The organism is Saccharopolyspora karakumensis, from assembly GCF_004349225.1.
Taxonomy (GTDB): domain Bacteria; phylum Actinomycetota; class Actinomycetes; order Mycobacteriales; family Pseudonocardiaceae; genus Saccharopolyspora; species Saccharopolyspora endophytica.
Genome location: NZ_SMLA01000026.1, coordinates 27,676 through 49,965 on the forward strand (window position 1 = coordinate 27,676; position 22,290 = coordinate 49,965).

The 22,290-nt window shown below is 68.2% G+C and carries 25 protein-coding genes, 4 tRNA genes and 1 pseudogene; 20 read left to right on the top strand and 10 right to left on the bottom strand.

The genetic code is table 11. The features are described from left to right. Positions 1-5: 5 nt before the first annotated feature. Positions 6-1,052 (bottom strand): LLM class F420-dependent oxidoreductase, encoded by a 1,047-nt coding sequence (locus tag E1202_RS17620; RefSeq protein WP_132684252.1) that lies wholly within the window; start codon positions 1,050-1,052, stop codon positions 6-8. Positions 1,053-1,263: 211 nt separating this feature from the next. On the opposite strand from E1202_RS17620, the gene E1202_RS17625 reads away from it, so the two are divergent. From E1202_RS17625 to E1202_RS17635, 3 genes are read left to right on the top strand one after another with little or no spacing between them, the layout of a single operon-like run. Continuing rightward, the gene (locus E1202_RS17625; protein WP_132684253.1) at positions 1,264-2,220 is read left to right on the top strand and encodes a Ppx/GppA phosphatase family protein; all 957 of its coding nucleotides are present in this window, start codon (positions 1,264-1,266) and stop codon (positions 2,218-2,220) included. A 53-nt stretch (positions 2,221-2,273) separates the two neighbouring features. Next, the gene (locus E1202_RS17630) at positions 2,274-2,660 is read left to right on the top strand and encodes a phage holin family protein (protein WP_132684254.1); all 387 of its coding nucleotides are present in this window, start codon (positions 2,274-2,276) and stop codon (positions 2,658-2,660) included. A gap of 4 nt (positions 2,661-2,664) precedes the next feature. After that, complete coding sequence (locus E1202_RS17635; RefSeq protein ID WP_132684255.1) at positions 2,665-3,366, top strand: ESX secretion-associated protein EspG; 702 nt, start codon at positions 2,665-2,667, stop codon at positions 3,364-3,366. Between the two features lie 6 nt (positions 3,367-3,372). On the opposite strand, the gene lhgO is transcribed toward E1202_RS17635, so the two are convergent. Beyond that, the gene (lhgO, locus tag E1202_RS17640; protein WP_132684256.1) at positions 3,373-4,566 is read right to left on the bottom strand and encodes an L-2-hydroxyglutarate oxidase; all 1,194 of its coding nucleotides are present in this window, start codon (positions 4,564-4,566) and stop codon (positions 3,373-3,375) included. A 338-nt stretch (positions 4,567-4,904) separates the two neighbouring features. Here lhgO and E1202_RS17645 point away from each other — a divergent pair, with 338 nt between their 5' ends. The 5 genes from E1202_RS17645 (at position 4,905) to E1202_RS17665 (ending at position 9,563) form a co-directional block, all read left to right on the top strand. Beyond that, positions 4,905-7,181 (top strand): sensor histidine kinase, encoded by a 2,277-nt coding sequence (locus E1202_RS17645; protein WP_235878580.1) that lies wholly within the window; start codon positions 4,905-4,907, stop codon positions 7,179-7,181. A gap of 27 nt (positions 7,182-7,208) precedes the next feature. After that, positions 7,209-7,634, top strand: a complete 426-nt coding sequence (locus tag E1202_RS17650) for a roadblock/LC7 domain-containing protein (RefSeq protein WP_132623067.1) — start codon at positions 7,209-7,211, stop codon at positions 7,632-7,634. Between the two features lie 10 nt (positions 7,635-7,644). After that, positions 7,645-8,016: a DUF742 domain-containing protein gene (locus E1202_RS17655; RefSeq protein WP_132684257.1), complete on the top strand. Its 372-nt coding sequence runs from the start codon at positions 7,645-7,647 to the stop codon at positions 8,014-8,016. Between the two features lie 60 nt (positions 8,017-8,076). Then, a complete protein-coding gene (pip, locus tag E1202_RS17660) occupies positions 8,077-9,033 on the top strand; it encodes a prolyl aminopeptidase (RefSeq protein ID WP_132684258.1) in 957 nt (318 codons plus the stop codon). Between the two features lie 173 nt (positions 9,034-9,206). After that, the gene (locus tag E1202_RS17665) at positions 9,207-9,563 is read left to right on the top strand and encodes a VOC family protein (protein ID WP_132684259.1); all 357 of its coding nucleotides are present in this window, start codon (positions 9,207-9,209) and stop codon (positions 9,561-9,563) included. A gap of 19 nt (positions 9,564-9,582) precedes the next feature. Here E1202_RS17665 and E1202_RS17670 read toward each other — a convergent pair whose 3' ends face one another. From E1202_RS17670 to E1202_RS17680, 3 genes are all read right to left on the bottom strand, one after another. Next, positions 9,583-10,791: a hypothetical protein gene (locus tag E1202_RS17670; RefSeq protein WP_132684260.1), complete on the bottom strand. Its 1,209-nt coding sequence runs from the start codon at positions 10,789-10,791 to the stop codon at positions 9,583-9,585. A 61-nt stretch (positions 10,792-10,852) separates the two neighbouring features. Beyond that, the gene (locus E1202_RS17675; protein WP_165943894.1) at positions 10,853-11,104 is read right to left on the bottom strand and encodes a hypothetical protein; all 252 of its coding nucleotides are present in this window, start codon (positions 11,102-11,104) and stop codon (positions 10,853-10,855) included. Next, entirely contained in the window at positions 11,074-12,030 is a 957-nt protein-coding gene (locus tag E1202_RS17680) for a hypothetical protein (RefSeq protein ID WP_132684262.1), read from the bottom strand. Before E1202_RS17680 ends, E1202_RS17675 begins: the two co-directional genes overlap by 31 nt. Before the next feature lie 536 nt (positions 12,031-12,566). On the opposite strand from E1202_RS17680, the gene E1202_RS17685 reads away from it, so the two are divergent. Next, positions 12,567-12,977, top strand: coding sequence for a hypothetical protein (locus E1202_RS17685; RefSeq protein ID WP_132684263.1), 411 nt, complete (start codon positions 12,567-12,569; stop codon positions 12,975-12,977). 39 nt (positions 12,978-13,016) lie between these two features. Here E1202_RS17685 and E1202_RS17690 read toward each other — a convergent pair whose 3' ends face one another. Then, positions 13,017-13,583, bottom strand: a complete 567-nt coding sequence (locus E1202_RS17690) for a TetR/AcrR family transcriptional regulator (RefSeq protein ID WP_132684264.1) — start codon at positions 13,581-13,583, stop codon at positions 13,017-13,019. An 87-nt stretch (positions 13,584-13,670) separates the two neighbouring features. On the opposite strand from E1202_RS17690, the gene E1202_RS17695 reads away from it, so the two are divergent. Beyond that, on the top strand, positions 13,671-14,132 hold the full coding sequence (locus tag E1202_RS17695) for a nuclear transport factor 2 family protein (RefSeq protein WP_132684265.1): 462 nt from the start codon (positions 13,671-13,673) through the stop codon (positions 14,130-14,132). A gap of 86 nt (positions 14,133-14,218) precedes the next feature. After that, positions 14,219-15,222, top strand: a pseudogene (locus E1202_RS17700) (IS481 family transposase). Positions 15,223-15,572: 350 nt separating this feature from the next. Here the strand turns inward: E1202_RS17700 and ssb are convergent. Beyond that, positions 15,573-15,983: a single-stranded DNA-binding protein gene (ssb, locus tag E1202_RS17705; RefSeq protein WP_132684266.1), complete on the bottom strand. Its 411-nt coding sequence runs from the start codon at positions 15,981-15,983 to the stop codon at positions 15,573-15,575. A gap of 177 nt (positions 15,984-16,160) precedes the next feature. Between ssb and E1202_RS17710 the strand changes: the two genes are divergently transcribed. The 3 genes from E1202_RS17710 to E1202_RS17720 all read left to right on the top strand — a co-directional run bounded on the left by E1202_RS17710 (position 16,161) and on the right by E1202_RS17720 (position 18,170). Further along, positions 16,161-16,298 (top strand): YrhK family protein, encoded by a 138-nt coding sequence (locus tag E1202_RS17710; protein WP_235878581.1) that lies wholly within the window; start codon positions 16,161-16,163, stop codon positions 16,296-16,298. A 590-nt stretch (positions 16,299-16,888) separates the two neighbouring features. Beyond that, positions 16,889-17,359, top strand: a complete 471-nt coding sequence (locus tag E1202_RS17715) for an ester cyclase (protein ID WP_165943895.1) — start codon at positions 16,889-16,891, stop codon at positions 17,357-17,359. A 583-nt stretch (positions 17,360-17,942) separates the two neighbouring features. Continuing rightward, positions 17,943-18,170, top strand: coding sequence for a tyrosine-type recombinase/integrase (locus tag E1202_RS17720; protein WP_207918720.1), 228 nt, complete (start codon positions 17,943-17,945; stop codon positions 18,168-18,170). A gap of 109 nt (positions 18,171-18,279) precedes the next feature. Here the strand turns inward: E1202_RS17720 and E1202_RS17725 are convergent. Both E1202_RS17725 and E1202_RS17730 read right to left on the bottom strand, forming a co-directional pair. Then, a tRNA-Val gene (locus tag E1202_RS17725) sits at positions 18,280-18,351 on the bottom strand. A 57-nt stretch (positions 18,352-18,408) separates the two neighbouring features. Next, a complete protein-coding gene (locus E1202_RS17730; protein WP_235878584.1) occupies positions 18,409-18,960 on the bottom strand; it encodes a TIGR02611 family protein in 552 nt (183 codons plus the stop codon). 792 nt (positions 18,961-19,752) lie between these two features. Here E1202_RS17730 and E1202_RS17735 point away from each other — a divergent pair. The 6 genes from E1202_RS17735 to E1202_RS17760 all read left to right on the top strand — a co-directional run bounded on the left by E1202_RS17735 (position 19,753) and on the right by E1202_RS17760 (position 21,866). Next, positions 19,753-20,178 carry an SsgA family sporulation/cell division regulator gene (locus E1202_RS17735; RefSeq protein ID WP_093412952.1) on the top strand — a complete coding sequence of 142 codons (426 nt, stop codon included), beginning with the start codon at positions 19,753-19,755 and terminating at the stop codon, positions 20,176-20,178. A 136-nt stretch (positions 20,179-20,314) separates the two neighbouring features. Beyond that, a tRNA-Gly gene (locus E1202_RS17740) sits at positions 20,315-20,387 on the top strand. A gap of 46 nt (positions 20,388-20,433) precedes the next feature. After that, a tRNA-Cys gene (locus E1202_RS17745) sits at positions 20,434-20,505 on the top strand. A 1-nt stretch (position 20,506) separates the two neighbouring features. Next, a tRNA-Val gene (locus E1202_RS17750) sits at positions 20,507-20,581 on the top strand. 402 nt (positions 20,582-20,983) lie between these two features. Beyond that, positions 20,984-21,187 (top strand): cold-shock protein, encoded by a 204-nt coding sequence (locus tag E1202_RS17755; protein ID WP_132684269.1) that lies wholly within the window; start codon positions 20,984-20,986, stop codon positions 21,185-21,187. A 328-nt stretch (positions 21,188-21,515) separates the two neighbouring features. Then, positions 21,516-21,866: an STAS domain-containing protein gene (locus E1202_RS17760; protein WP_132684270.1), complete on the top strand. Its 351-nt coding sequence runs from the start codon at positions 21,516-21,518 to the stop codon at positions 21,864-21,866. An 8-nt stretch (positions 21,867-21,874) separates the two neighbouring features. Here the strand turns inward: E1202_RS17760 and E1202_RS31485 are convergent, their stop codons facing one another. Continuing rightward, entirely contained in the window at positions 21,875-22,102 is a 228-nt protein-coding gene (locus tag E1202_RS31485; protein ID WP_165943896.1) for a hypothetical protein, read from the bottom strand. Between the last annotated feature and the right edge of the window lie 188 nt (positions 22,103-22,290).

Genomic DNA, 22,290 nt, shown 5'->3' on the forward strand with positions numbered 1-22,290 from the left:
GTGGGTCAGACGTCCTCGGCGAGGGTCTTGACCTGCTCGATGAGCTTGGCGCGGCCCGGGGCGTCGCCGGCGAAGGGCGTCACGTTGAGAGTCGTGACGCCGGCTTCCTTCATCGCCGCCAGCCGCTCCTTGACGTGCGACTCGGTGCCGATGAGCGAGATCTTCTCCAGCAGGTCGCGCGGCACGGCCGCGGCGGCCTCGTCCTTCTTGCCGTCGAGGTAGAGGTTCTGGATCTCCTCGGCTTCGGCCTCGTAGCCGTAGCGGCGGGCGAGGTTGTTGTAGAAGTTCTTGCCCTTGGCTCCCATGCCGCCCACGTAGAGGGCGACCATCGGGCGCACGAAGTCGACCAGGTCCTCCAGCCCTTCGCCGATGGCCAGCGGCGCCTGCGCGACCACGTCCAGCGGCGGGAGCGAGGCGTCGCGCTTGGCCTTGCCCGCGGCCAGCGGCTCGCCCCAGACGTCACCGGCGCGCTCGGGGAGGAAGAAGATCGGCTCCCAGCCCTCGGCGATCTCGGCGACCATCTCGACGTTCTTCGGGCCGATCGCGGCGATGAGGATCGGGATCCGCTCGCGCACCGGGTGGTTGATCAGCTTCAGCGGCTTGCCCAGGCCCGTGCCCTGCTCGGCGGGCAGCGGGATGTTGTAGTTCTTGCCGCTGTGCTCCACCTTCTCCCGGCGCCACACCTGCCGGCAGATGTCGACGATCTCGCGGGTCCGGCCCAGCGGCGCGTGGTACGGCACGCCGTGGAAGCCCTCGATGACCTGCGGTCCCGAGGCGCCGATGCCGAGGGTGAACCGGCCGTCGGAGACGAAGTCCATCCCGGCCGCGGTCATCGCCGTCAGGGTGGGCGTGCGGGTGTAGATCTGGAGGATGCCGGAGGCGATCTCCAGCCGCTCGGTCTTGGCGGCGATGAAGCCCATCTGGCTGACCGCGTCGAAGGAGTAAGCCTCCGGGACGTAGACGATGTCCAGCCCGGCCTTCTCGTAGGTCGCCAGGTCGTCGACGGTTTCCTTGAAGCCTCCGCTGTAGTTCAGCGGCATCCCGATGCGCATCGGCCGTTCCTTCCGGGTCCGGCGGCGGCGGGTCGCGGCGACACCGCCGAGGTCTGCAGGCGAGGTTACCGCCGAGTACGTCCCGGCGGGGAGTCCGCCCGTACCGTCTCGACATGTGATGCACCTCGCAAAGCGACGCGGCGATTTGGCCGCGCGACGTCTGTCATGCCCATGCTGTTGGCATGTCGTTCATCAAGGCTGTGACTTCGTCATGAGACTCGCCATGCTCGACATCGGCTCCGCGGCGGCCCGACTGGACATCGTCGACCTCGCCAGCCCGCGGATGCCCCGCGCCACCTGGAGCGTCAAGTCCCGCACCCGGCTCGCCGAGCACACCCTGCCCGACGGCCGGGTCACCGAGGAGGGCATCGCCGACGCCGAACGCGCGGTGCGGCACTGCGTGAGCGCCGCGTCCGACAAGCCGACCGAGGCGCTGATCGCCTACGGGACCTCGGCGGTGCGCGATGCGAGCAACGGTGCCCGGCTGCGCAAGCGCCTCGGCGAGGCCGCCGGCGTGCGCATCGGCGTGCTCACCCCGCGCGACGAGGCCGCCGTCGCCTACCACGCGGCCCGCCGCTGGCACGGTCGCAGCGGACGGGCGATGACCACGGTGGACATCGGCGGCGGCACGCTCGACGTCGCGACCGGGACCGGCACAAACCCCGATCTGGTCGTCTCGCTCCAGCACGGCGCCGCTCGGCTGACCCGGCAGTTCCTGCCCGACGACCCGCCGACGCCCGCGCAGCTCGCCGACCTGCGCCACGAGCTGCACGCCACGATCCCGAAGGCCCTGCGGCAGGTGGAGGGCGGTCACCCGCTCGCGCTGTCGAAGGTGCTGCGGCAGCTCGCGGTGCTCACCGAGAGCACGCCGGACGAGCTGGCCCGCCGACCGCACCGGCTGCGCCTCAAGCGCCTGTCGCGGTGGATCCCCCGGCTCGCCGAGCTCGACCACGAGCAGCGCGCGAAGCTGCCCGGCGTCTCCCGCAGCAGGGGCAGGCGCATCCTGGCCGGCGCGATCGTCGCTGAAGTGATCATGGAATCGCTGGAGCTCCCGGAGCTGGAGATCTGCCCGTGGGGCCTGCGCCAGGGCCTGGTCTACCGGTTCCTCGAAGCGCGCACCCGCACCCGCGCCGACGCCCTCGACCTAGTGGGGACGCTGTTCGACTGACCTGCGCGCGCGTTCGGCGGTAGCGTCTCGGGTAGATCGACTAGGGAGGCGCCGTGGGACTGCTGTTGCACATCTTGATCACGATGGTCGCGGTGTGGATCACCACCGCGCTGCCGGGGATCGACCTCTCCGGCGAGGACACCACCACGAAGATCCTGACGCTGCTGGCGGTCTCGGTGATCTTCGGCCTGGTCAACCTGGTGCTCAAGCCGATCGCCAAGACGCTCGGCTGCCTGCTCTACGTGCTGACGCTGGGCCTGTTCGGGCTGGTCGTCAACGGCCTGCTGTTCTGGCTGACCAGCTACCTCGCGGGTGAGCTCGACCTGCCGTTCCACGTCGACGGCTTCTGGGCGGCCTTCTGGGGCGCGCTGATCGTGTCCATCGTCAGCAGCGCGCTGGCCGGCATCGTCCGCCGCGTCGCGCAGCCGGAGGGGGACTGAGGCGGTGCAGTGCGGACTGCGCGAGTTGGCCGCGCTGCTGAGCGACGTGGCCGACGAGGTGGCCGAATTCCTGGTCATCGCACCGGAACCCGGTGACGTGTCCGAGCAGTGGCGGGAGGTGGCGAGCACGCTCTCGCGCGCGTCGGTCTTCGGCCTGGCCGAGGTGCGCGTCCCCGATGAAACCGAGCTGCGCGCGGTCGTCGCGGTCGGCGACGGCGGGGGAGTGCGGGTCCGGGTCTGCGGCGAGGACGTCACCGCCGAGGTCGTCCGCCCGGACGCGCCCTGGCCCGCGCTCGTCGCGTGCCTGCCCAAGCGCGAACCCGCCGAGGGCTGCGAGGTCACCGTCCCCACGCGCGAACTCGCCGAAGCGCGGGCGGAAGCCGCCGAGCGGGACCAGGCCGCGGACTGGCTCGCCTACGAGCTCAAGCAGCGCGAGGTCCCCACCGACGACGCCCGCGCCGTGGCCGATCTGCTGGCCCGCGCCGACGGCACCGACGCCCGGCTGTCGGTCGCCTACCGGAGCGAGGGCGGCGAGTTCCAGCGCTGGCGCCACGGCATCGAGATCCGGCACTCGCCGACCGGCCGCTCGGCGGTCATCCCGGAATCGCCGGACGACACCTTCACCATGGTCGCCCCCGCCGACACCTACCTCCTCGGCAAGACCCTGCAGGAATACCTCGAAGACCTCACCCAGACCAGGGACTGAGCGCGCTCAGTCCCGCGACCGCAGCCGGGCGGCGATGTCCTTGCCGATCAGCAGGGACGCCGTCGCCGCCGGGGAGGGGGCGTTGAGGACGTGGACCCAGTTCTCGTCCTCCACCACCAGGAAGTCGTCGACGAGGCTGCCGTCGGGGGTGACGGCCTGAGCGCGCACGCCCGCCTCGGCGCGCAGCAGGTGGTGGCCGCGCAGCTCGGGCAGCAGGGTGCGGGCGGCCCGCAGGAACAGGGGTTTCAGGGCGGAGCGGGCGATTTCGGTGGCTCCGGTGCGCCAGTACTTCTTGGCCAGCACCCGCAGTCCCGGGTCGGTGGCCAGGCGCTGCAGGTGGGAGGGCGAGATCGCGCCCCAGCGGTAGCCCTCCCGCGAGAGCGCCGGCACCGCGTTCGGGCCCACGTGCAGGCTGCCGTCGATCATGCGGGTCAGGTGCACGCCCAGGAACGGGAACGCCGGGTCGGGAACCGGGTAGACCAGCGAGTTGACCAGGTCGCGGCTGAAGGACGTGGTCTCGTAGTACTCGCCGCGGAACGGCAGGACGCGGGCGGGCGGCGTGGTCCCGGCGAGCTCGGCGACGGCGTCGCTGTGCAGTCCCGCGCAGTTGACAGCCCGGCGGGTGCGGATCTCACCCCGGTCGGTGAGCAGCACCAGGTCGGAGCCGTCGCGGCGGACTCCGAGCAGCTCGGTGGCGGGTCGCAGGTCCACGCCGCGCTCGGCGAGGAGTTCGGCGAGCTTCTCGCTGACCGCCGCGAAGTCGGTGATGCCGGCGTCCGGGACGTGCAGCGCCCGCACCCCGCGCACGTGGGGTTCGCGTTCGCGCAGCCCGATCTGGTCGAGTTCGCTGACCTGCACGCCGTTGGCGGTGCCGCGCCGCTGCAGCTCGGCGAGCCGGGGCAGTTGATCGATCGAGGTGGCGACCACCACTTTCCCGGTGCGCCGCACGGGGATTCCGTGATCGGTGCAGAAGCGGTACATCGCTTCACCACCGGCTCGGGCGAACCGCGCCTTCGCGCTGCCGGGCGGGTAGTAGAGTCCACTGTGGATCACGCCTGAGTTGTGCCCGGTCTGGTGCGCGCCCCAGTGACGTTCCTTGTCCAGCACCGTGATCCGGCGGTCGGGCTGCTGCTCGATGAGCGCGTGAGCCGTGGCCAGGCCCACGATTCCGCCGCCGATGATCGCCACGTCGTTGGTCATGCCGCCATCCTGCGCGATCGGATGCGCGGATTCCAGAATCGACGTTTCGAAATGTCCGCAAGGTCCTTCCTCGCCCGTTTCTCGGGATTGGGCGGGAGATGACGTTCATCGGGGCTCAAGATCACCCTGTGCTAGGGTTCGTTCATCCTGTCGGGCGAACGATGTTCGACGCTGACAGTGGTATCGGCTTGGTCACGAGCGGTGAGTTTCAGACTCGCGTGCCTCATGCTGATGCCGAATTCCGCGCCGCATCCCCGGTCGCGGAGCCCTGCTGAGTTGAGTCGCGATTCCGGCGAACGTGCGCCGAACCGCGACCGGTTCGACGGTTACGAGGCGCTGTGACGCGGAGCAGTTCGGGTAGTGAGCACAAGACGATCCGGGCCCGCCTGACCCGCGTCGGGCTGGCACCCAGCATCATCCTGCTGGCCATCTGGCTGGCGTTCTCGGCGGTGCCGATCTACCAGGGCTTCCACTCCCGCGTGGTCGCCACCGAGGTCCGCGACGCGGCGCTCCCGACGGCCGACGCCTTCGCGGCCCTGCAGGAGGAGCGGCGGCTGGTCGTCGACCGGCTCAGCGGCCGAGGAGCCGATCCGACCGCCCTGGCGGCCCAGCGGCCCAAGACCGACCGCACCGTCGCCGAGATGCGCCGCACGCTGCGGGTCGCCGCCGAATCCGCCTCCCCGGAGGTCGCGGGCAAGATCAAGTCGCTGGACGGGCTGCTCGCCCAGCTGCCCAAGCAGCGGCAGCGCGCCGAATCCGGTCAGGCCGGCCGCACCGAGGCCCTGAACTACTACAACGAGGTCCTCGACGCCGGGCTCGACGTGTTCGAGTCCTACACCGAGACCGTCGCCGACACCGAGAGCGGCCACGCCGGGCACGTGGGCACCGAGCTGTTCCGCGCCGCCGACCAGATGTCGCGCGCGGCCTCGCTCGGCACCACCGCGCTCGCCGACGGCGAGTTCAGCACCGCCGCCCACCTCGAGTTCGCCCAACTCGTCGGCTCCTACCGCAACACCCTCGAAGCCGAGGTCCCCGCCGCCGAGCCGCGCGCGGGAGACATCGCCGAGCGGCTCCAGGGAAGTCCTGCCTGGGCGCGCGTCGCCGAGCTGGAGGACCAGCTCATCGAGCACCCGCCGCAGCGCCCCGGCCGCTTCGCCGTCGACGAGGCCTCCTGGCGGCAGGGCACCGCGCAGGTCGCGAGCGACCTCTCGGCCATCGCCGTCGAGCAGGTCCGCTCCGGCGCGCTGATGGCCGTCAGCAACGCCAGCGGGCACCTCATCGGCGTGCTCGTCGGCAGCCTCGTCGCGCTCGCCGCGATGCTGCTGGGCATCCTGCTGGCCGCCCGCAACGCGAGAGTGCTGGTCAACCGGGTGCTCGTCCGGCGTCTGGAGCGGCTGCGCGACGACACCCTGCTGCTGGCCACCGAGCGGCTGCCCAACGTGATGGAGCGGCTCGAACACGGCGAAGAGCTCGACATCGAAGCCGAGCTGACCCCGCTGAACTACGGCGCGGACGAGATCGGCCAGGTCGCCGACGCCTTCAACACCGCCCACCACACGGCGGTCGTCGCCGCGGTGAAGGAGAACCAGGCCAAGGAAGGCGCCAACAAGGTCTTCCTCGGCATCGCGCACCGCAACCAGGGCCTGGTGCACCGCCAGCTCAAGACCCTGGACAAGATGGAGCGCAGCGAGGAGCACCCGGAGCGGCTGGAAGGCCTGTTCCAGCTCGACCACCTCGCGACCCGGTCCCGGCGCAACGCCGAGAACCTGATCATCCTGGCGGGCGAGAAGCCGGGCAGGCAGTGGCGCAAGCCGGTGCGCCTGATCGACGTGATCCGCTCCGCCGTCGCCGAAACCGAGCACTACTACCGGATCCGGGTGCACGCCGCGCCGGAGATCTCGCTGGTCGGCGCCGCGGTCGGGGACGTCATCCACCTGCTCGCCGAGCTGATGGACAACGCCACGTCCTACTCGCCGCCTCGCTCGCAGGTCCAGGTCTACAGCAGCGACACGCCGCGCGGCGTGCTGATCCAGATCGAGGACGAGGGCCTGGGCATGCGGCCCGCCGACCGCGATGAGGCCAACGTCCTGATGGCCACCACGCCGCGCTTCGAGGACATCACGCGTCGCGGGGACTCCCGGCTGGGTCTGTTCGTGGTCGCTCGCCTGGCGGCCCGCCGGGGCATCGAGGTCGACCTCCGCGAGGCCGAGGAGCAGGGCACGGTGGCGTTCGTGCTGCTGCCCCCGCACATCGTCGCCGAAGAGGCGGCGCAGGGCGACAAGCAGAGCATGTCGCAGTTGGCCGAGAAGGCCCGAGAACGCGCCACCGGGCAGTCGGCGGTCCGCGAGGCGCGGACCGCCCCGGTCGCCGCGATCGAGGAGCCCGTGGCCGAGTTCGAACCGCGCTTCCCGTCGGACGATCCCGACGCCGAACGGCCCCAGTTGCCGCGCCGCGACCGCCAGCAGAACCTGGCCCCGCAGTTGCGCGACGAACCGGACGGCGGAGTTGCGCAGGACACTGCGTCGCTCCAGCCGGAGCGGACCCGTGGCACCATGTCGGCGTTCCAACGCGGAACCCTGGATGCGCGCCGGGCCGGCGGCCGCGACCGAGCTTGACCCGACGATTCGAGGAGCAGCGCAGGAATGAGCGAACAGATCGGTTCTGACGATGACCTGAACTGGTTGTTGGACGACCTGGTCAACCGGGTCGTGGGCGCCCGCGACGGGGTGGTGCTCTCCGGTGACGGGCTGCTGCTGGCGAGGTCCGAGGGACTGACCCCGCAAGACGCCGACCACCTGGCGGCCATGGCCTCCGCGCTGCAGAGCCTGGCCAAGGAGACCGGCAGGCACTTCGGCGGCGGTGGCGTCCGGCAGACCGTGGTGGAACTGGACACCGCGTTCCTGTTCGTCACCGCGGCGGGTGCCGGTGCGTGCATGGCGCTGCTCGGAGACGAGAACGCGGACGTGGGCATGATCGCCTACGAGATGAACCTGATGGTGATCCGTGTCGGCGAGTACCTGAGCTCGGCCCCGAGGGTGGATGCCGTGTCGCAGCTGCGCCAGCAGTGAAGGCGCTCCCATGTCTGAAGACGGCCAGCTCTGGCTGGACGAGGAGTCCGGGCCGCTGGTGCGACCGTATGCCATGGTGCACGGTCGCACCCGCCCGGCACGACCGGAACTCGACGTCGCCACCCAGCTGCTGACGTCGTGGAGCGGTGCCGATCGCAGCCGAATTTCCGTTGAGCACGAGGAGATCCTGCGCCTGTGCGTGCGCCCGATGTCCATCGCCGAGGTCGCCGCGCATCTGGACACGCCCATCGTGGTCGCCAAGGTCCTGGTGTCGGACCTGATCGACCGCGGTGACCTCGTCACGGACAAGACGTCCCGTCAAGCCCAACGACCCGATCGCCAACTCCTGGAAGCGGTCCTGGACGGCGTCCGACGCCTCTGACGAACACCGGGCGCGAAGAATGAGCCCCGCGCCGCCGACCGCTGGGGCACGATGGCGGGCATGCGCGATCTCCACCCGCAGCGGGAACCTCACGCCTCAGGCCACCTCGACGTCGGGGACGGCAACCTCGTCCACTGGGAGGAGAGCGGCAATCCGGACGGGAAACCCGCGGTGTTCCTGCACGGCGGTCCCGGCGGCGGCTCCACGCCGGCGCACCGCGGCCTCTTCGACCCCGACGCCTACCGGATCGTGCTGTTCGACCAGCGCGGATGCGGTCGCAGCACACCCGACGCGGGAGCCCTCGGCGCCGACTTGAGCAGCAACACCACCTGGCACCTGGTCGCCGACATCGAGCGCCTCCGCGAGCACCTCGGCATCGAGTCCTGGCTGGGCCTGGGCGGTTCGTGGGGCAGCACCCTGGCGCTGACCTACGCCGAAACGCACCCCGAGCGCGTCAGCGAACTGGTGCTCCGCGGCGTGTTCACCTGCCGCCGCTCCGAGCTCGAGTGGCTCTACGCGGGCGGCGCCGCCAACCTCTTCCCCGACCGCTGGGCGGACCTGCTCGCGGTGGTGCCCGAGTCCGAGCGCGACGACGTGCTGCGCGCCTACCACCGGATGCTGCACGACCCCGACGACGAGGTCCGCGAACGCGCCGCCATCGCCTGGAGCCGCTGGGAGGCGCACCTGATCGGACTGCTGCCGCGCCCGGAGCTCGTCGAGACCTTCGGCGACCCCGCGTTCGCCGCGGCCTTCGCCCGCATCGAAACGCACTACTTCGTGCACGGTGCCTGGCTCGCCGAAGGTCAGATCCTCGCCAACGCCCACCGCCTGCACGGCATCCCGGGCACCATCGTCCAAGGCCGCTACGACGTCATCACCCCGCCGTTCACCGCCTTCGAGCTCGCCGAAGCCTGGCCGGAGGCCGACCTGCGGATCATCCCCGACGCGGGCCACGCCTACGACGAACCGGGAATCCTCGACGCCCTGATCAACGCCACGGACCGCTACGCGACCTGACCGAACACCGCAAAGCGCGGGAAATGCAGGGCGTTCCGCACCGCGCTCCTTCCTGCACCTCTCAGACCGGCCGGTGGACGATCTCGTCTGCGGCCGACCGCTTTCGCTCCTGCGGGCGTCGGCCGCAACGGAATTCGAGTGCGCTCGCCGGGGCCGCTGGTCATACTCGGCGCATGTCCAGTCGGCTGGCCGCTGTCGCCATCGATGCCCACGACACCGAGAAGGTGGCCGCCTTCTGGTGCGCCGTGCTCGGTTGGCACGTCGTCGACCGGGAGGAGGACGGCATCACGATCGGCCCCGCCGACGGTGCGTGGCCGCGCATCGACGTCTTCGCGGTGCCCGAGCCCAAGACCACCAAGAACCGCCTGCACTTCGACCTCCGCGCCGAGGACCGCTCCACCGCCGACGAACTGCGGCGCCTGGAATCCCTCGGCGCACGCCGCGTGGACGTCGGCCAGTCGCCCGACGTCACCTGGGTGGTCCTCGCAGACCCCGAGGGCAACGAGTTCTGCCTGCTCAGCGGGCGTTGAGCCAGAATCGGCCGAGGCCTCACCGCGGGTCGGAGGTCTTGTCCGCGCCGACCTTGACCTCGCGCGAGCCGTGCAGTGCCGGGCCCCGCTTGGCGCGCTGCACCTTCCCGTCCTCGTCGGCCTTCCAGGAAGGGGGAGAGGGCCAGCGCTCCATGAGGGCGTTGCGGAGTTCGCGACCGCGCACGTTGACGATGCCGGTGCCGATCAGCGCCGCGACGAACATGCCCGCCGAAACGACCATCGCGGCGAGAGATTCGGTGCGATGAGGGGCGAAGACGTCCTCCGATCCCAGCCCCAGGCCGCGACCGACCAGGTAGGAGGACGTGCTGAACACCAGGCACGCCCCGGACATCGCCGCGCCGACGCGCGCCAGCGGATGCGCCTGCCGCTGCGAGTGGTGGGCCAGCAGGTCCTCGGCCGGGCGGTCGGAGCTCGGATCGGCCAGCACCGCGCGCAGCGCGGCACGTTCGGACGCGCGCTGCCTCCAGTCGAACAGCACGCCGAGGGCGGCGAGCACCACGCCCAACGAGATCAGGACGATGAAGACCCAGAAGCCCCCGGCGATCAGGGTCTCGACCGGCGAGGAGTAGGTGGTCTCCTCGCACTCGTACTTCCCCGCCCCCGGGCTGCCCGCGCAGCGCGTCAGCACCGACAGCTGCAGCGCGAGGACACCCCCGAGCCAGAGACCCGCGGCAGCGTAGAGACACCGATTCGCGATCGACGGCCTGGACGGGGACTTCTTGCCCGCACCGTCGCGGCGCGCTTGCTTCGCCGGCTTCCAGGCGTGGCCCTCGTCGTTCGAACTCCAATGCGCGGCGATCCGGGCGTGGCGACGTTCGTGGGCCGGGGTGAGCAGATGGGTGCCGGCATAACCGACGAAGGCCATGACCAAGGCGTAGCCGGTGACGAGGGAGAAGATCAGCGCGCTCTCGGCGTCGTCTCCGTCCGCCAGGACCACGATCAGTCCGATCACCCCCGGCAAGCCGGCCAGGACCGCGTTCCCCCAGCCGAAGAAGACGAGCGCCTCCGCGGGTTTTCCGGTGACGGACCGAACCTGGTCGGGCGAAGGAACGGCGTAGCGGGACGCACCCCGCGCGGCCGCGTTGACGATGGCCTTGGACGTGGTCGACTCGCGCAGGAAGCTCGCCACGGCACCGGCGGCGCACACGACCAGCACGAACGCCTGCAGAACGCCCATGCTCATCCGGCTGAGGTGGTCGATGGTCACGCGGAAAGCTCGCTTTCATCGGAAACGGCGCCACGAGAAGAGCTCTCCGAGTCGGAGCGTTCTAGCGCTCGACCAGTACGAGCTGGTCCTGCCCTCGGGCGGGCAGCTCGATCGGCCAGGTCTTGATGAGCCGACCGGGCGGATTCGGGAGGATCGGCGCGAAGTGGAGTTCGTGGTCGAGGCGTGGCGGGCTCGCGTTCCGCTGGTGCAGCCAGTTCAGCCGCAGCAGGTCCTCGCCCACGGGCCCGGACCGCTCGCGGCGCTGGTCGAGCAGGGGCTTGATCAGTCCCCGGTCTCCGAAGTGGTCGACCACCAGCCCGCCCGACCGTAGGCGAGCGCCCCGATCTCGCCGGGCCCGCGAACCCGATCACCTCCGGTGAGCGCGGGAATCTCGGATCCGATCGCCAAGTACTGGTCGCTGACGGCCACGTTGAACACCAGCGGCCTCGCCGCCCACGGCGCCGGACCGGCGACGACGAGCGAGAACGCGGCGAGCAGCGCGGTTCCCGCGCAGCAGAGCACGCCGCCGATTCTCGCGACGGCGATCGACGCGGTCAGCGCGGAACAGGCCACCAGCGGCGCGAAGTACCAGGCCTGCGGATACGCGTCGATGGCCAGCAGCGCCGCCCAGTGCGCCCACCCCGCGAGCAGGAACGCCAGCGCCAACCGCGCCCAGGCCGATCGGCGCTGGCGCCAAGCCCAGATCCCGCCGCAGAGCCCGGCTCCGACCGTGACGGCGGTGAGCGCGGTGCTCACCGGGTAGTAGCGCGCGAAGAGTTCGAGGGGTGCGGTGAGCATCGTGAGCGAACCGGGTTCGGACACCTTGATGAACGTGGTGTCCGGGATGAGACCGCCGAGGCGCCACCACGACCACACGTGCCACAGCAGGGCGAGCAGCGCCCCGATCACAGCTGCTCGAAGCCGCTCCCGCCGGAGCAGCACCACGACGAGCACGCCTGCGGGCACCACGAGATCGGGCCGGCACAGCACCGCCAGACCCCACAGCACCCCGGTCGCCCACGACCGGTCCGCGAGGGCGTGGTGCCCGACGCCGACCAGCACGGCGATCCCGAGGTAGGTTTCCAGCCCGATCGTGGACACCACCAGCGGTGTGGTCACGAGCAGCGCCACCACCGCGAACGGCATCGCGGCGGAAGCCCCGACCCGCCGCGCCAGCCGCGCCGACCACCAGCCGGTGATCGCGAGCGTGACCGTCAGCAGCGCTCCGACCGCGACCACCGGACTCCTGACCACCCAGAAGATCGCGGCCAGCGACCAGGCGTTCAGCGGCGAGGTTGCGGACGTAGGTCAGGGTGATCCAGGCGTCGTCGGCCAGCGCTCGATGCGCGAGCAGGATCAGACCCGCACCGGCCGCGGCGCCGAAACCGGCGGCCCACCCACTCCAGACGATCTCGCTGCGCCGGTTGGCGTCGTCGCTCGGTCGGTGCGGCTGACAGACCCGTAGCAATCATGAGCGCAGAGTTCCAGCGCAGGTGGTGACCGACCGCTTGGGCATTCGTATGCCCGCGGCTTCGGGGGTCAACAACCACGCGAAAGATGATCGACTTCACGTTCAGGAGGCGAAAACCCTTACATATTCGCGTTGTGTTGCTCATTGATCGTCCTCAAGGGACGGTTCTGGTCCGAGCGGTCCGTGATCGATATCGTGCGGGTTCCCCGTGTCCACACCCACGGGGAGCCCCAGTCTGCTGCGCCCGGTCAGTTCAGACCAGAACTGCCCACGGCCGCGGGAGGCTTCGCGCGATACTCGGCGCATGACGCAGGAGCCCGTGCATCTCGACGATCACCACGTCCTGATCCATGCATCCCGGGGCCAGGTGTGGCAGGCCGTGCTGGACCAGTCGGAGAAGATCCTCAGCCGGGGGAAGCCCATCGCGTGGATCCTCGGTGCGAACCCGCCGAACGGCTTCGCCGTGACGGCCGAAGAGCCCCACCGGCGACTGGATCTCTCCGGGCGGCACCGGCTCGCGACCTACCTGCTCCGCTTCGAACTCGCCGACCCACCGGAACAGGAGGGATCAACGGTGCTCGTCGCGCGTTCGTACGCGGACTTCCACGGCCTGATCGGGCGCGGCTACCGCGCTGCACTGCTCGCTTCGGGCGGCCACGTCGCCGCGGTCCGACTGATGCTGCGCGCGGTGAGAACGGCCGCCACCAAGCGCTAGATGTTGCGGGCAAAGAGGTTGTTGACGGCGTGGCTGTAATCAAGGTGTTCCGAGCAGCGTCGCGACGGCTGCGTGCGCGTGGCGGGCTGGGGCGGGGTCGCCACTGATGCCGGCCGCCACGATGGCTCCTTCAGCGAGTAGGAAAACAGGTTCAACCACCGCTAGCCCGGTGGCGTGGACCCACACCGCGATCTGGTCGTGGAATGCCTGCTTGTGTGACCGGACTTCGGCTCGCACCGCCTCGGATGCGGGTCCGAGTTCGCCGTGGGCATTGATCCAGGCACATCCGCGGAAGCCGGGTTCTGCAAACCACTCGGCAAGCCAGTCGAAGATCGCGAGTACGCGCTCGTGGGGATCCTCGACCTCCTCCACGTGGGCCGTCAGGCTCGCTCTCCATCGCTGATCGCGACGCTTGAGCACCGCCACCACGAGGTCCTCCTTCGCCGCGAAAAGTCGGTAGATCCGCTTCAGCGGCAGACCGGATGCAGCACGGACCTCATCCATGCCGACCGCCTGGATCCCTTGCTCGTAAAACCGCCTTTCGGCTACATCGAGCAGGGCCTCGCGGTCCAGGCGGTTCTGTTCCTCGGTGATCGGGGCTGGCATCCGGACTCCTTGGCATTGAGAACGTTCGTTCCCTATCGTAGACTCCCACCGATAGAGAACGAACGTTCTCAACGTTAGGGGGCAACAATGTCGGAAGATCGCCCGCCGTACCCACCGTTCACGCAGGAGACGGCCCTGCAGAAGGTCCAGGCGGCTGAGGATGCATGGAACACCCGCGACCCGCACCGGGTGGCCCTGGCTTACACGCCGGACTCGACGTGGCGGAACCGGGACACGTTCGTCCGTGGCCGCGAGGAGGTCATCGCGTTCTTGACCCGGAAGTGGGAGCGCGAACTTGACTACGCGCTGCGTAAGAGCCTCTGGGGCTTCCGCGAGAGCCGGATCGCCGTCCGCTTCCAGTACGAGTGCCACGACGCAGAAGGCCAGTGGTGGCGCAGTTACGGCAACGAACTGTGGGAGTTCGACGAGTACGGCCTCATGCGGCGCCGCGAAGCGAGCATCAACGACGTTGCCATCACTGAAGCTGATCGGCGCATCCACGGCCCCCGGCCCACGGACGAGTACGGCGTCGATATCCCACTCCGGTAGTGCCCGACCCCACGTCCCTAAGTCGGTGGGCTCAGGCAACACGACCGTCTGAGCCCACCGAGCTCGTGTAGCCGATAGGAAACGCTGTGCTCCACGCCAACGCGCCCCTCTCCATCGAGGGACGACGTCGCCTCGTCGAACGCTGTCAAACCCGACCGATCGCCCATGTCGCAGCAGAGATGGGAATCTCACGAGCCTGCGCGTCGAAGTGGGTCAACCGGTGGCGACGTCACGGTGACGCCGGACTGCTCGATCGATCGTCGGCACCACGCCGGAGCCCCAACGCCACACCCGCCCGGGTCGTCGAGAGGAGCGAGACCTGGCGACGCGACTACAAGTGGCCCGCCCAGCGCATCGCCAACGAACTCGCTGACATCGAGTTCTCGATCAATCGCCGCACGGTGACCCGGCACCTGGCCAGACTCGGCCTGGGCAGGCGCCGGTTTATCGATCCCGGCGGAGACAGCAACCGGAAGCCAGGGAAGATCACTGCCCGCTGGCCCGGCCACATGGTCCACCTCGACGTGAAGAAGGTCGGACGGATCCCCGACGGAGGAGGTTGGCGTATCCACGCCGCGACAGCGATCAGGCCAAGGCCGCCGGGCGAGCGAAGTCAGCTGGCGCGAAGCGCGGAGACACCTACCTGCATTCGGCAATCGACGGCTTCTCCCGGCTCTCCTACACCGAGCCTCTCAGTGACGAGAAGGGAGCGACCGCTGCGGCGTTCCTGGCCCGAGCGAAGATCTGGTTCGCAGCCCACGGAATCGACCATATCCACCGGATCGTCACAGACAACGGTGCGTGCTATCGCTCTGGCGACTTCGCTCGAATCGTCGGCAACCAGGCGAGGCATACGACAACCAAGCCGTACACGCCGCGGCACAACGGGAAAGTGGAGCGCTATCAGCGCATTCTGGCCGAGGAGCTGCTCTACGCCCGCGACTTCTCCTGCGAGGCTGCCCGCTCAACAGCGATCATGGTCTGGAACATCCACTACAACTACCACGGACCACACACCGCGGCAGGCGGTCGGCCACCAGCCTCACGGCTCCCGTCAGGCGTAACCAACGTCCAGCCCTCATACAGCTAGACCCCGCAATTCCTGCGGTGAGATCGGATTCCTCGAACCGGCATCTGAGAAGGCGCAATGGATTCGCCGACCCCGGTCGGGGAATGAAAAAGACCCTGGTCATTTCTCCGATTGGAGTTCTGACCAGGGTCTTCGTTCTGTGGGCGATACTGGGATCGAACCAGTGACCTCTTCGGTGTGAACGGCGTGTTCGGACGCTGACCTGGGGTTTTTCTGGTGACGACTCGTGTCGTCTAGTGCGGCGGACCTGCTGTTCTGTGTTGGTGCGTATCGGGCTCTGGCGCCCGTGATGCTTACTTTTTGCTGCCTCTTGGGTCTGGCTCGGGACAGGCCGGATAGCAGCTGTGCGACTAGCGCTCGGCCACGCTCAAAGTGGCGCATCGTCTGTTGGCGGTTTGACGGCTGCTTTTGGTGACGGTGGCCGTGGCCCACCGGACGGATACTGCGGCGTCGATGGCGTTGAGCTGTTTATAGGTGACTCGGATGCCGTCGCGGCAGTCCTGGTCCTGCAGGTACCCATAGACGATCAGCCGGGTGCCTTTGGTGACTGTGGCGGCGACGTGCTCAGCGAGGTGCCGCCAGAACACGCACGGCAGGTAGACCGGTTCGGCGTTGCGGAACTTGCCGCTGGTGGTGTCGAGGATGCGTGGATGGCACGCGAGCGTGAGCGTGGCCACCGCGTGACCGTTGGTGGTGTACCGCAATTCGGGGTCCGCGGTGACGTTGCCACGCCGTCCGATCGGGTCGTCGATGTAAGCCATGTGGCTGGACGCTAAAGATTCGGAGCAGAGGCATCCAGGCCAGGAAAAGCCTGATCAGGGTGCGGATTGCGCTTACGCCCCGTCTGGGTCCGCACCCTAGCACGCGCCTACAAATGTGATGGGGTTCACATGCGGCGTGTGAACCGCGAACCTCCTGGTGGCGTCTCTGTTTCCGCGATGTTCAACCTGGGCACCTGGATGTTCCTGCTGGGCAGCATCGAACTGGCGATCCGCCCCACCATCCGCATGATTCGGCACGTACATCTGCGTCGCCTCCACCACGCCACCGGGCGCGAATCGGACCAAGACTTCTAGCGCTTCCCGCCCTCAGCGCGACAAGCCACGGGACTACGTGCGGCCAGTGAGATGGGAAGGCATTCGGTTGGGGTCGTTCCCTACACCAAGGGGCACGAGGCTAGCCTTCAAGCTGAGAATAGGTACGCGGCACGGATGGCTGGCCAGCTCCGTAGTGCGCTCAGCACAGGCGAGCCACGAGGTCTCAGACGTTGAAGCCGAATGACTATCAGCGGATTTGCTACCTGCGGTTCCAGCACGAAACCTTGCCTGACCAGGCAAGACGTTGCTCCTGGCTTCTCGTCGTTTTTTGCTCGTTCTTGACCTACTGACGAACGAGTGACGAACGGCGATCTCACCATGCTGCGCCCACCTCGGTCCTTCCGCGCGATTGCAATGTCAGCCAGGGCTACCCATAATCTGATGGGTCGTGGGAGTAACCCCGGATACTTTCCGTCATCCGCCACCGCCTGGAACGTCTACACCCGCAAACGCCATCAGCAGGCGCCGTTTGGGAGCATTCCGAACCATGCGGAGGGACTGTGCCCATCCCCTCGATCTGGCAACGCCGATCCGGCTCGCAAGGGGAATCTTCGAAGTCGGGAGGCAGAGTGAGTGAAGGCAACAAGGCGCTTGTACGGCGCTTCGTCGAAGATTTTCAAGCAGGCGGGCGCTTCGAGACTGGTGAAGAGCTATTAGCTCATGACTTTCGGAACCACACTCCCGCCCCGCGGGAGCGAAGTGATCGGGACGGTGTTATGCAGATCTTTACGTTCCTCCACGCGATCCTACCCGATCTCCGTGTCGAGATTCACGACATGATCGCCGACGGCGACCGTGTCGTCACTCGTAAAACCTTCCTTGGAAAGCATCCCGCATCGAGGAGTCGACCTGGTGCGGAGCGCCTGATAGCGATAGATGTGATGGACATCGTCCGCGTGCGGAATGGTCAGATCGTCGAACACTGGAACAGTGTCGACCGACTTGCAGTGATGCGCCGGCTCGGCCTGTCGGGAATCGCCTGGATCGTCGCCGATCAGGTCGCAGCCAGGCTCCGGCGCAGGCTGCAGAAATGCCGTTGATGTCACCGGTCGGTATACGTGCCTCATGAGGCTTGACGGCACCTTTTGGGCCGATGCAGTCCACCGAGCCTCTTAGGCCGACGGATCTTCTAGGAAGGCGGCATTGTGCAAGCGCCCGTAAAGCCCACTAAGAAGCCCTAGTTCCTACAAAGGAGGGCCTCTGTCCTCACCCCGTCGACCTGGCGTCAGCTGGCCCAGATCGAGCCATCAGACTCCTTGGTGAACCCACCGAGCAGGCCCGCGCGGACTAGCGCAGGCCGCCACACCCGCGCTCGGAAAAGTGTCCGGCGATGTGGATTACCCGCCATGTTCGCGAAGACGGGCGACTGGTCGTCGAGCGTCGGCCACTCATCGAGGTGCTTCCTGATGATTCGGAGAACCCAGGGCGGCAGCGGCACCGCACGCCGACCGGCGGCGCTCTTGGGGAACGCCTTGAACGAGGTATTTCCACTGGCTTCTACCACTGTCCGGACGACCTTCGAGGGCGGCCCCGCACCGCCAGAAGAGGCCTCCACGCTCACAGGACCTGACGGGGGAGCGGCAGCGACAGAAGTTCGGGACCGAGGCGCAGGCGGTCAAGGCCGTGGCGCGGCTGGCCTCCGGTGGGCTGAAGTTCCACGACCTCCGTCACTTCTATGCCACGTGGCTTGTCGATGACGGAGTCCCGGTGAACAAGGTTCAGCGCGTGCTTGGGCATGAGCGATCGTCGACCACGCTGGATCTCTACACCCGGCGAACGGATGGTGGGGATCGGATTTTTGGACGCTCATCCGAGATGATGATGACGATGACGGCGGAATGGGTTCGCTGATCGCTCGCTGATCCGATGCTGACTTTCTGCTGACTTCTACCTCATCGAGGGAATGAAAAAGACCCTGGTCATTTCTCCGGTTGGAGTTCTGACCAGGGTCTTCGTTCTGTGGGCGATACTGGGATCGAACCAGTGACCTCTTCGGTGTGAACGAAGCGCTCTCCCCCTGAGCTAATCGCCCTTGTTCTGTTGTTCGTTCGCCGTTCCCGGCGATGAGAAGAACAATACACGATCGTTTCTAGGGGCCGAACAGGGGGGAGGCCAACCACGTCCAGCGCAGGCCGAGCCAGCCGCCGATCGTGCCGAACATGCCCAGCAGCCACAGCGTCACCACGACGACCAGGCCGGTGGCGGCCATGATCGTGAGCTTGGTGGTCAAGCTCTGCCGGCCCAGCCAGTGGACCCATCGCTGGTAGTGCCGCTTGGCGAACATGTTCACCCGGTGCGCCCAGTGGAACTCGGTGGCGAGGATGCCGAGGCCGGCGAAGACCACCAGCCACCCCGGTCCCGGGTAGGGGATCATCAGGAGCCCTGCGATGAGGACCGCCGTGCCGAACACGCCGAGCACGACCCGGTAGGTGATGTTCAGGGTCCGGCGTCGGCGGACGTACGCGCGGTAGCCGCGCAGGCGCTCACGCAGCGCGTGCAGGCGCGGGTGCTTGGGGTGCTCGTGGTCGCCCGGTTCCGCACCGGTCTGTCGGGCTTCCGGCTCGGTGTGATCGTTCAGGGCTCTCCACCTAAAGGCTGTTCGTCGGGCTCGCGTGTTCAGGATACGGTCGCAGTGGGCCACCGGCGGTGCGGTGGGTCACAGCGCCGACGAGTCGGTAGCCCGCCATTGTTCCCGGGCCCGGTGAACAGCGGTTTGCTGTCAAGCGGACAGACGGGTGCTCGCCGCCTGACGCTGTGACTGAATTGTGACTGGGATCATTGTCCGGTTCGTCGGAAGACGGGTCTTTGGGCCCTGTGGCGAGCCTTCGATCCTGGTCACACTGTGAGCCGCCTCTCGACCGCGCGTTCGGTGCCGTGCGTGCGCTGTAACCGACGCGGTGAAGACCATTAGCCCGAAACGGTGACATCTCGTGGTGGACGTCTCATCCAAGGCATTTTCGGGAAAATGCGAAGGCCCTTCGTCGCTTATTCTTGAGTCACGTCAGGCGAACCCGACGAAGCGTGAACCCGGTGGTCAGCCGGTACGCGGAGGCGGTATTCACCGGGCGTGAGCGACCGATCTGCAGACCGGGCTCGGACACAGTCGACCTAGTTACAGAACGTAACGACGGTGGGTCACTGGGCGAGGCGGGTCCCTTGGACCGGCCGCTCTGATCGGGAGAGTTCGCGACGGATCGAGTCTCCGGCGTGGGCGACGGGCCCGTCCGATCGGAAGGGGATCGGCCGGAACCGGCGACCGCTCCGAACCCGGGATTTCGACCACGGAGTGCACTCGCTTGGTCGCCCAGCGAATTCGGGCATGGCCCGACCGGGTGATCTATGCGGGAGTCGCGAGTAAATCTGCCCGATGAGGCGTCACAACTGTGTTGCTCGGTCGATAAACGGACCGGGAGGGAGCAGGAAGGGGAGGACAATGCGTAATGATCACGTGACACTCCGTTCTACGGCCGTGTTCGATCTGCTGGCTCCGCAAGCGCCCGCAGTGCCGGTCCAGGTCGAACTCCGCTACGACACCCAGGACCCCTACGCGGTGGTGGCCGCGTTCCGCACCGGCCGCGCTGGATGGGTCGAATGGGTCTTCGCCCGCGATCTGCTGGCCGACGGCCTGATCGCGCACGCCGGCGAGGGCGACGTGACGATCCGCCCGGCGGTCGACGACCCCGAGGTCGTCGCCATCGAGCTGAGCTCGCCGTCCGGTCACGCCGTGTTCGAGGCTTCGGCGCAGGAACTCGCCGACTTCCTGGACCGCACCTACGACGTGGTGGTCCCGGGCAACGAGAACCTGTGGGTCGACGTCGACGACGCGCTCACCCGCCTGCTGCCCTTCGACATGGGCTGATCAGGTCAGAAGCGCTCTGCCCGGTCGCGACCAGGCGGAGCGGGGACCCCCCTTTGATCCCGATCTTGGGCGTGGTCTAGAGTTCATTGCAACGCGGCGGACAGGCCCGGGACACCGGGCCGAGATGTCGCAGCAGGCGGATGTAGCGCAGCTGGTAGCGCATCACCTTGCCAAGGTGAGGGTCGCGGGTTCGAGTCCCGTCATCCGCTCTGGTTCTCTGGCGTTCCAGCCGGCTTCGGTGTGGATGCGGAGTCCGGCGGAGTGGCCGAGTGGCTTAGGCAAGGGCCTGCAAAGCCCTGTACGCGGGTTCGATTCCCGCCTCCGCCTCGCGCGATTAGCTCAGTGGGAGAGCGCTACCTTGACACGGTAGAGGTCACTGGTTCAATCCCAGTATCGCGCACCATTCAATTTACCGAGTGCGAGCCCTTATTGATGGAATCCATCGATGAGGGCTTTCGCTGTTTCAGGGGCCACTGGCGAGAAGTGGATCTGTCCGCGAGGTCATCCGTCGATGCCACTGGTCGCGGGGCGGGCGGTGTCGAGACGCGATCTTCTGCTGGGCAGAGCCGCAGCGCGCGGAACCGGCGTGCCCTCGCGGGAGTGACGGCACCCGGGTGCGCGTGTAGGGTGAGTGGTGGTCGTTGTATTTTCTGGGTTCGTGTTTTGCGCATGCTCGCAGGATGTTGATGCGGGCGAGCTTCTTTCTTTGGTCGTAGCTGGAGTGAGCCGCCGTCTGAGATCCCCCGGCCCGGGCCTCCGCGCGGTGCGGGTGCCCGTCATACCCCAGCTCCTGAAGGAGACAGTCATGACCAACGGAACCGTGAAGTGGTTCAACTCGGAAAAGGGCTTCGGCTTCATCGCCCCGGACGAGGGTGGCCCGGATGTGTTCGTGCACTACTCGGCCATCGACGCGGCCGGATTCCGCACCCTCGAAGAAGACCAGAAGGTGACCTACGACGTCAGCCAGGGCCCCAAGGGCCCGCAGGCCGACGTGGTGCGCGTGGCCTGAGACTCCGCTGAGTTCACTTCCCGGCCCGCACCTCGTGTGCGGGCCGGGGACTGCGGTTCGTCGGCATAGCTCCCGCACCCGTTCTCGCGGTGCGGTTGAGGCCGCCGAACCGACCTACCAGCAGCGCGCCGGTCGCCGCGACGACGCCGCCCACCACTGGGCGCGCTACCGGCTGCGGTCCGCTGCAACACTCCTTCGGCTCCGGTTGAGTCGAGTCCGTTTCCCACGGGCCCGGGTTCCCGGAACCTCTTTCGCCGCCTGCGGTGTGAAGCTGCGACGCTCCGCGTTGCGCCATGCCGCCGGATCCTTCCACGTGTATTGGAGCCCGATGCGGGCCAACGAAGGCCTGACCCTGCCCACCGTGCTCGCGGTGGATGGTGACCTCGTCGATGCGGAAGTCACCCGGCTGGCCGAGCGGCTCTGGCCGCATCTGCTGACCGCACCACCGGAGACGCTCGTGGACCTGGCCCAGGCCACCACCCTGGATACCGCCGGGCTCGACCTCCTCGTCGCCGCACGCACCTACGCGGCCCATCGGCACATCCCGTTGCACCTCATCAACGCGGCGCCCCGCGTGCATCGCGAGCTGCACACGGCCGCGGTGCGCGCACTCCCGTCCCGCAGCCGCCGCGCCGAGTTGAACCTGGCGCCTCAGCACGACGCCGCGGTGCCGGCCTGATGCGGCACTCACGCCACGTCGAGCGGACGTTGTCCGATGATGTCTGGCACATCACCGATGCCGAAGGTCAGCACACCGCGCGAATCGCCGGCACCGAACACGACGCGCTCGCCCGCGCCCACCACCAGCTCGCCGCCTACGGCGGAGGACGTGTGTTCCTCGCCGACGTCGATTAACCACCCCACCACCACGGCCGCACGCGTGACAACGAAGAGCGCTGCGCCCGTCGGATTCACTTTCCTGGAAGGACTTCTCTGTGAACCTCTCCACTTCCCTCCGGCTCGGCAACGGACCGCAGAGCGACACCGCGCACGTTGATCGGCGCGGCACCCTGCCGCGTCACGACCCGCGCCCAGCTGGCCGCGGGGGCCTATCCCGCGCGGGGACGCCGGTGCCGCGTGTGGCGTTCCTCGAGCCCGGCCCG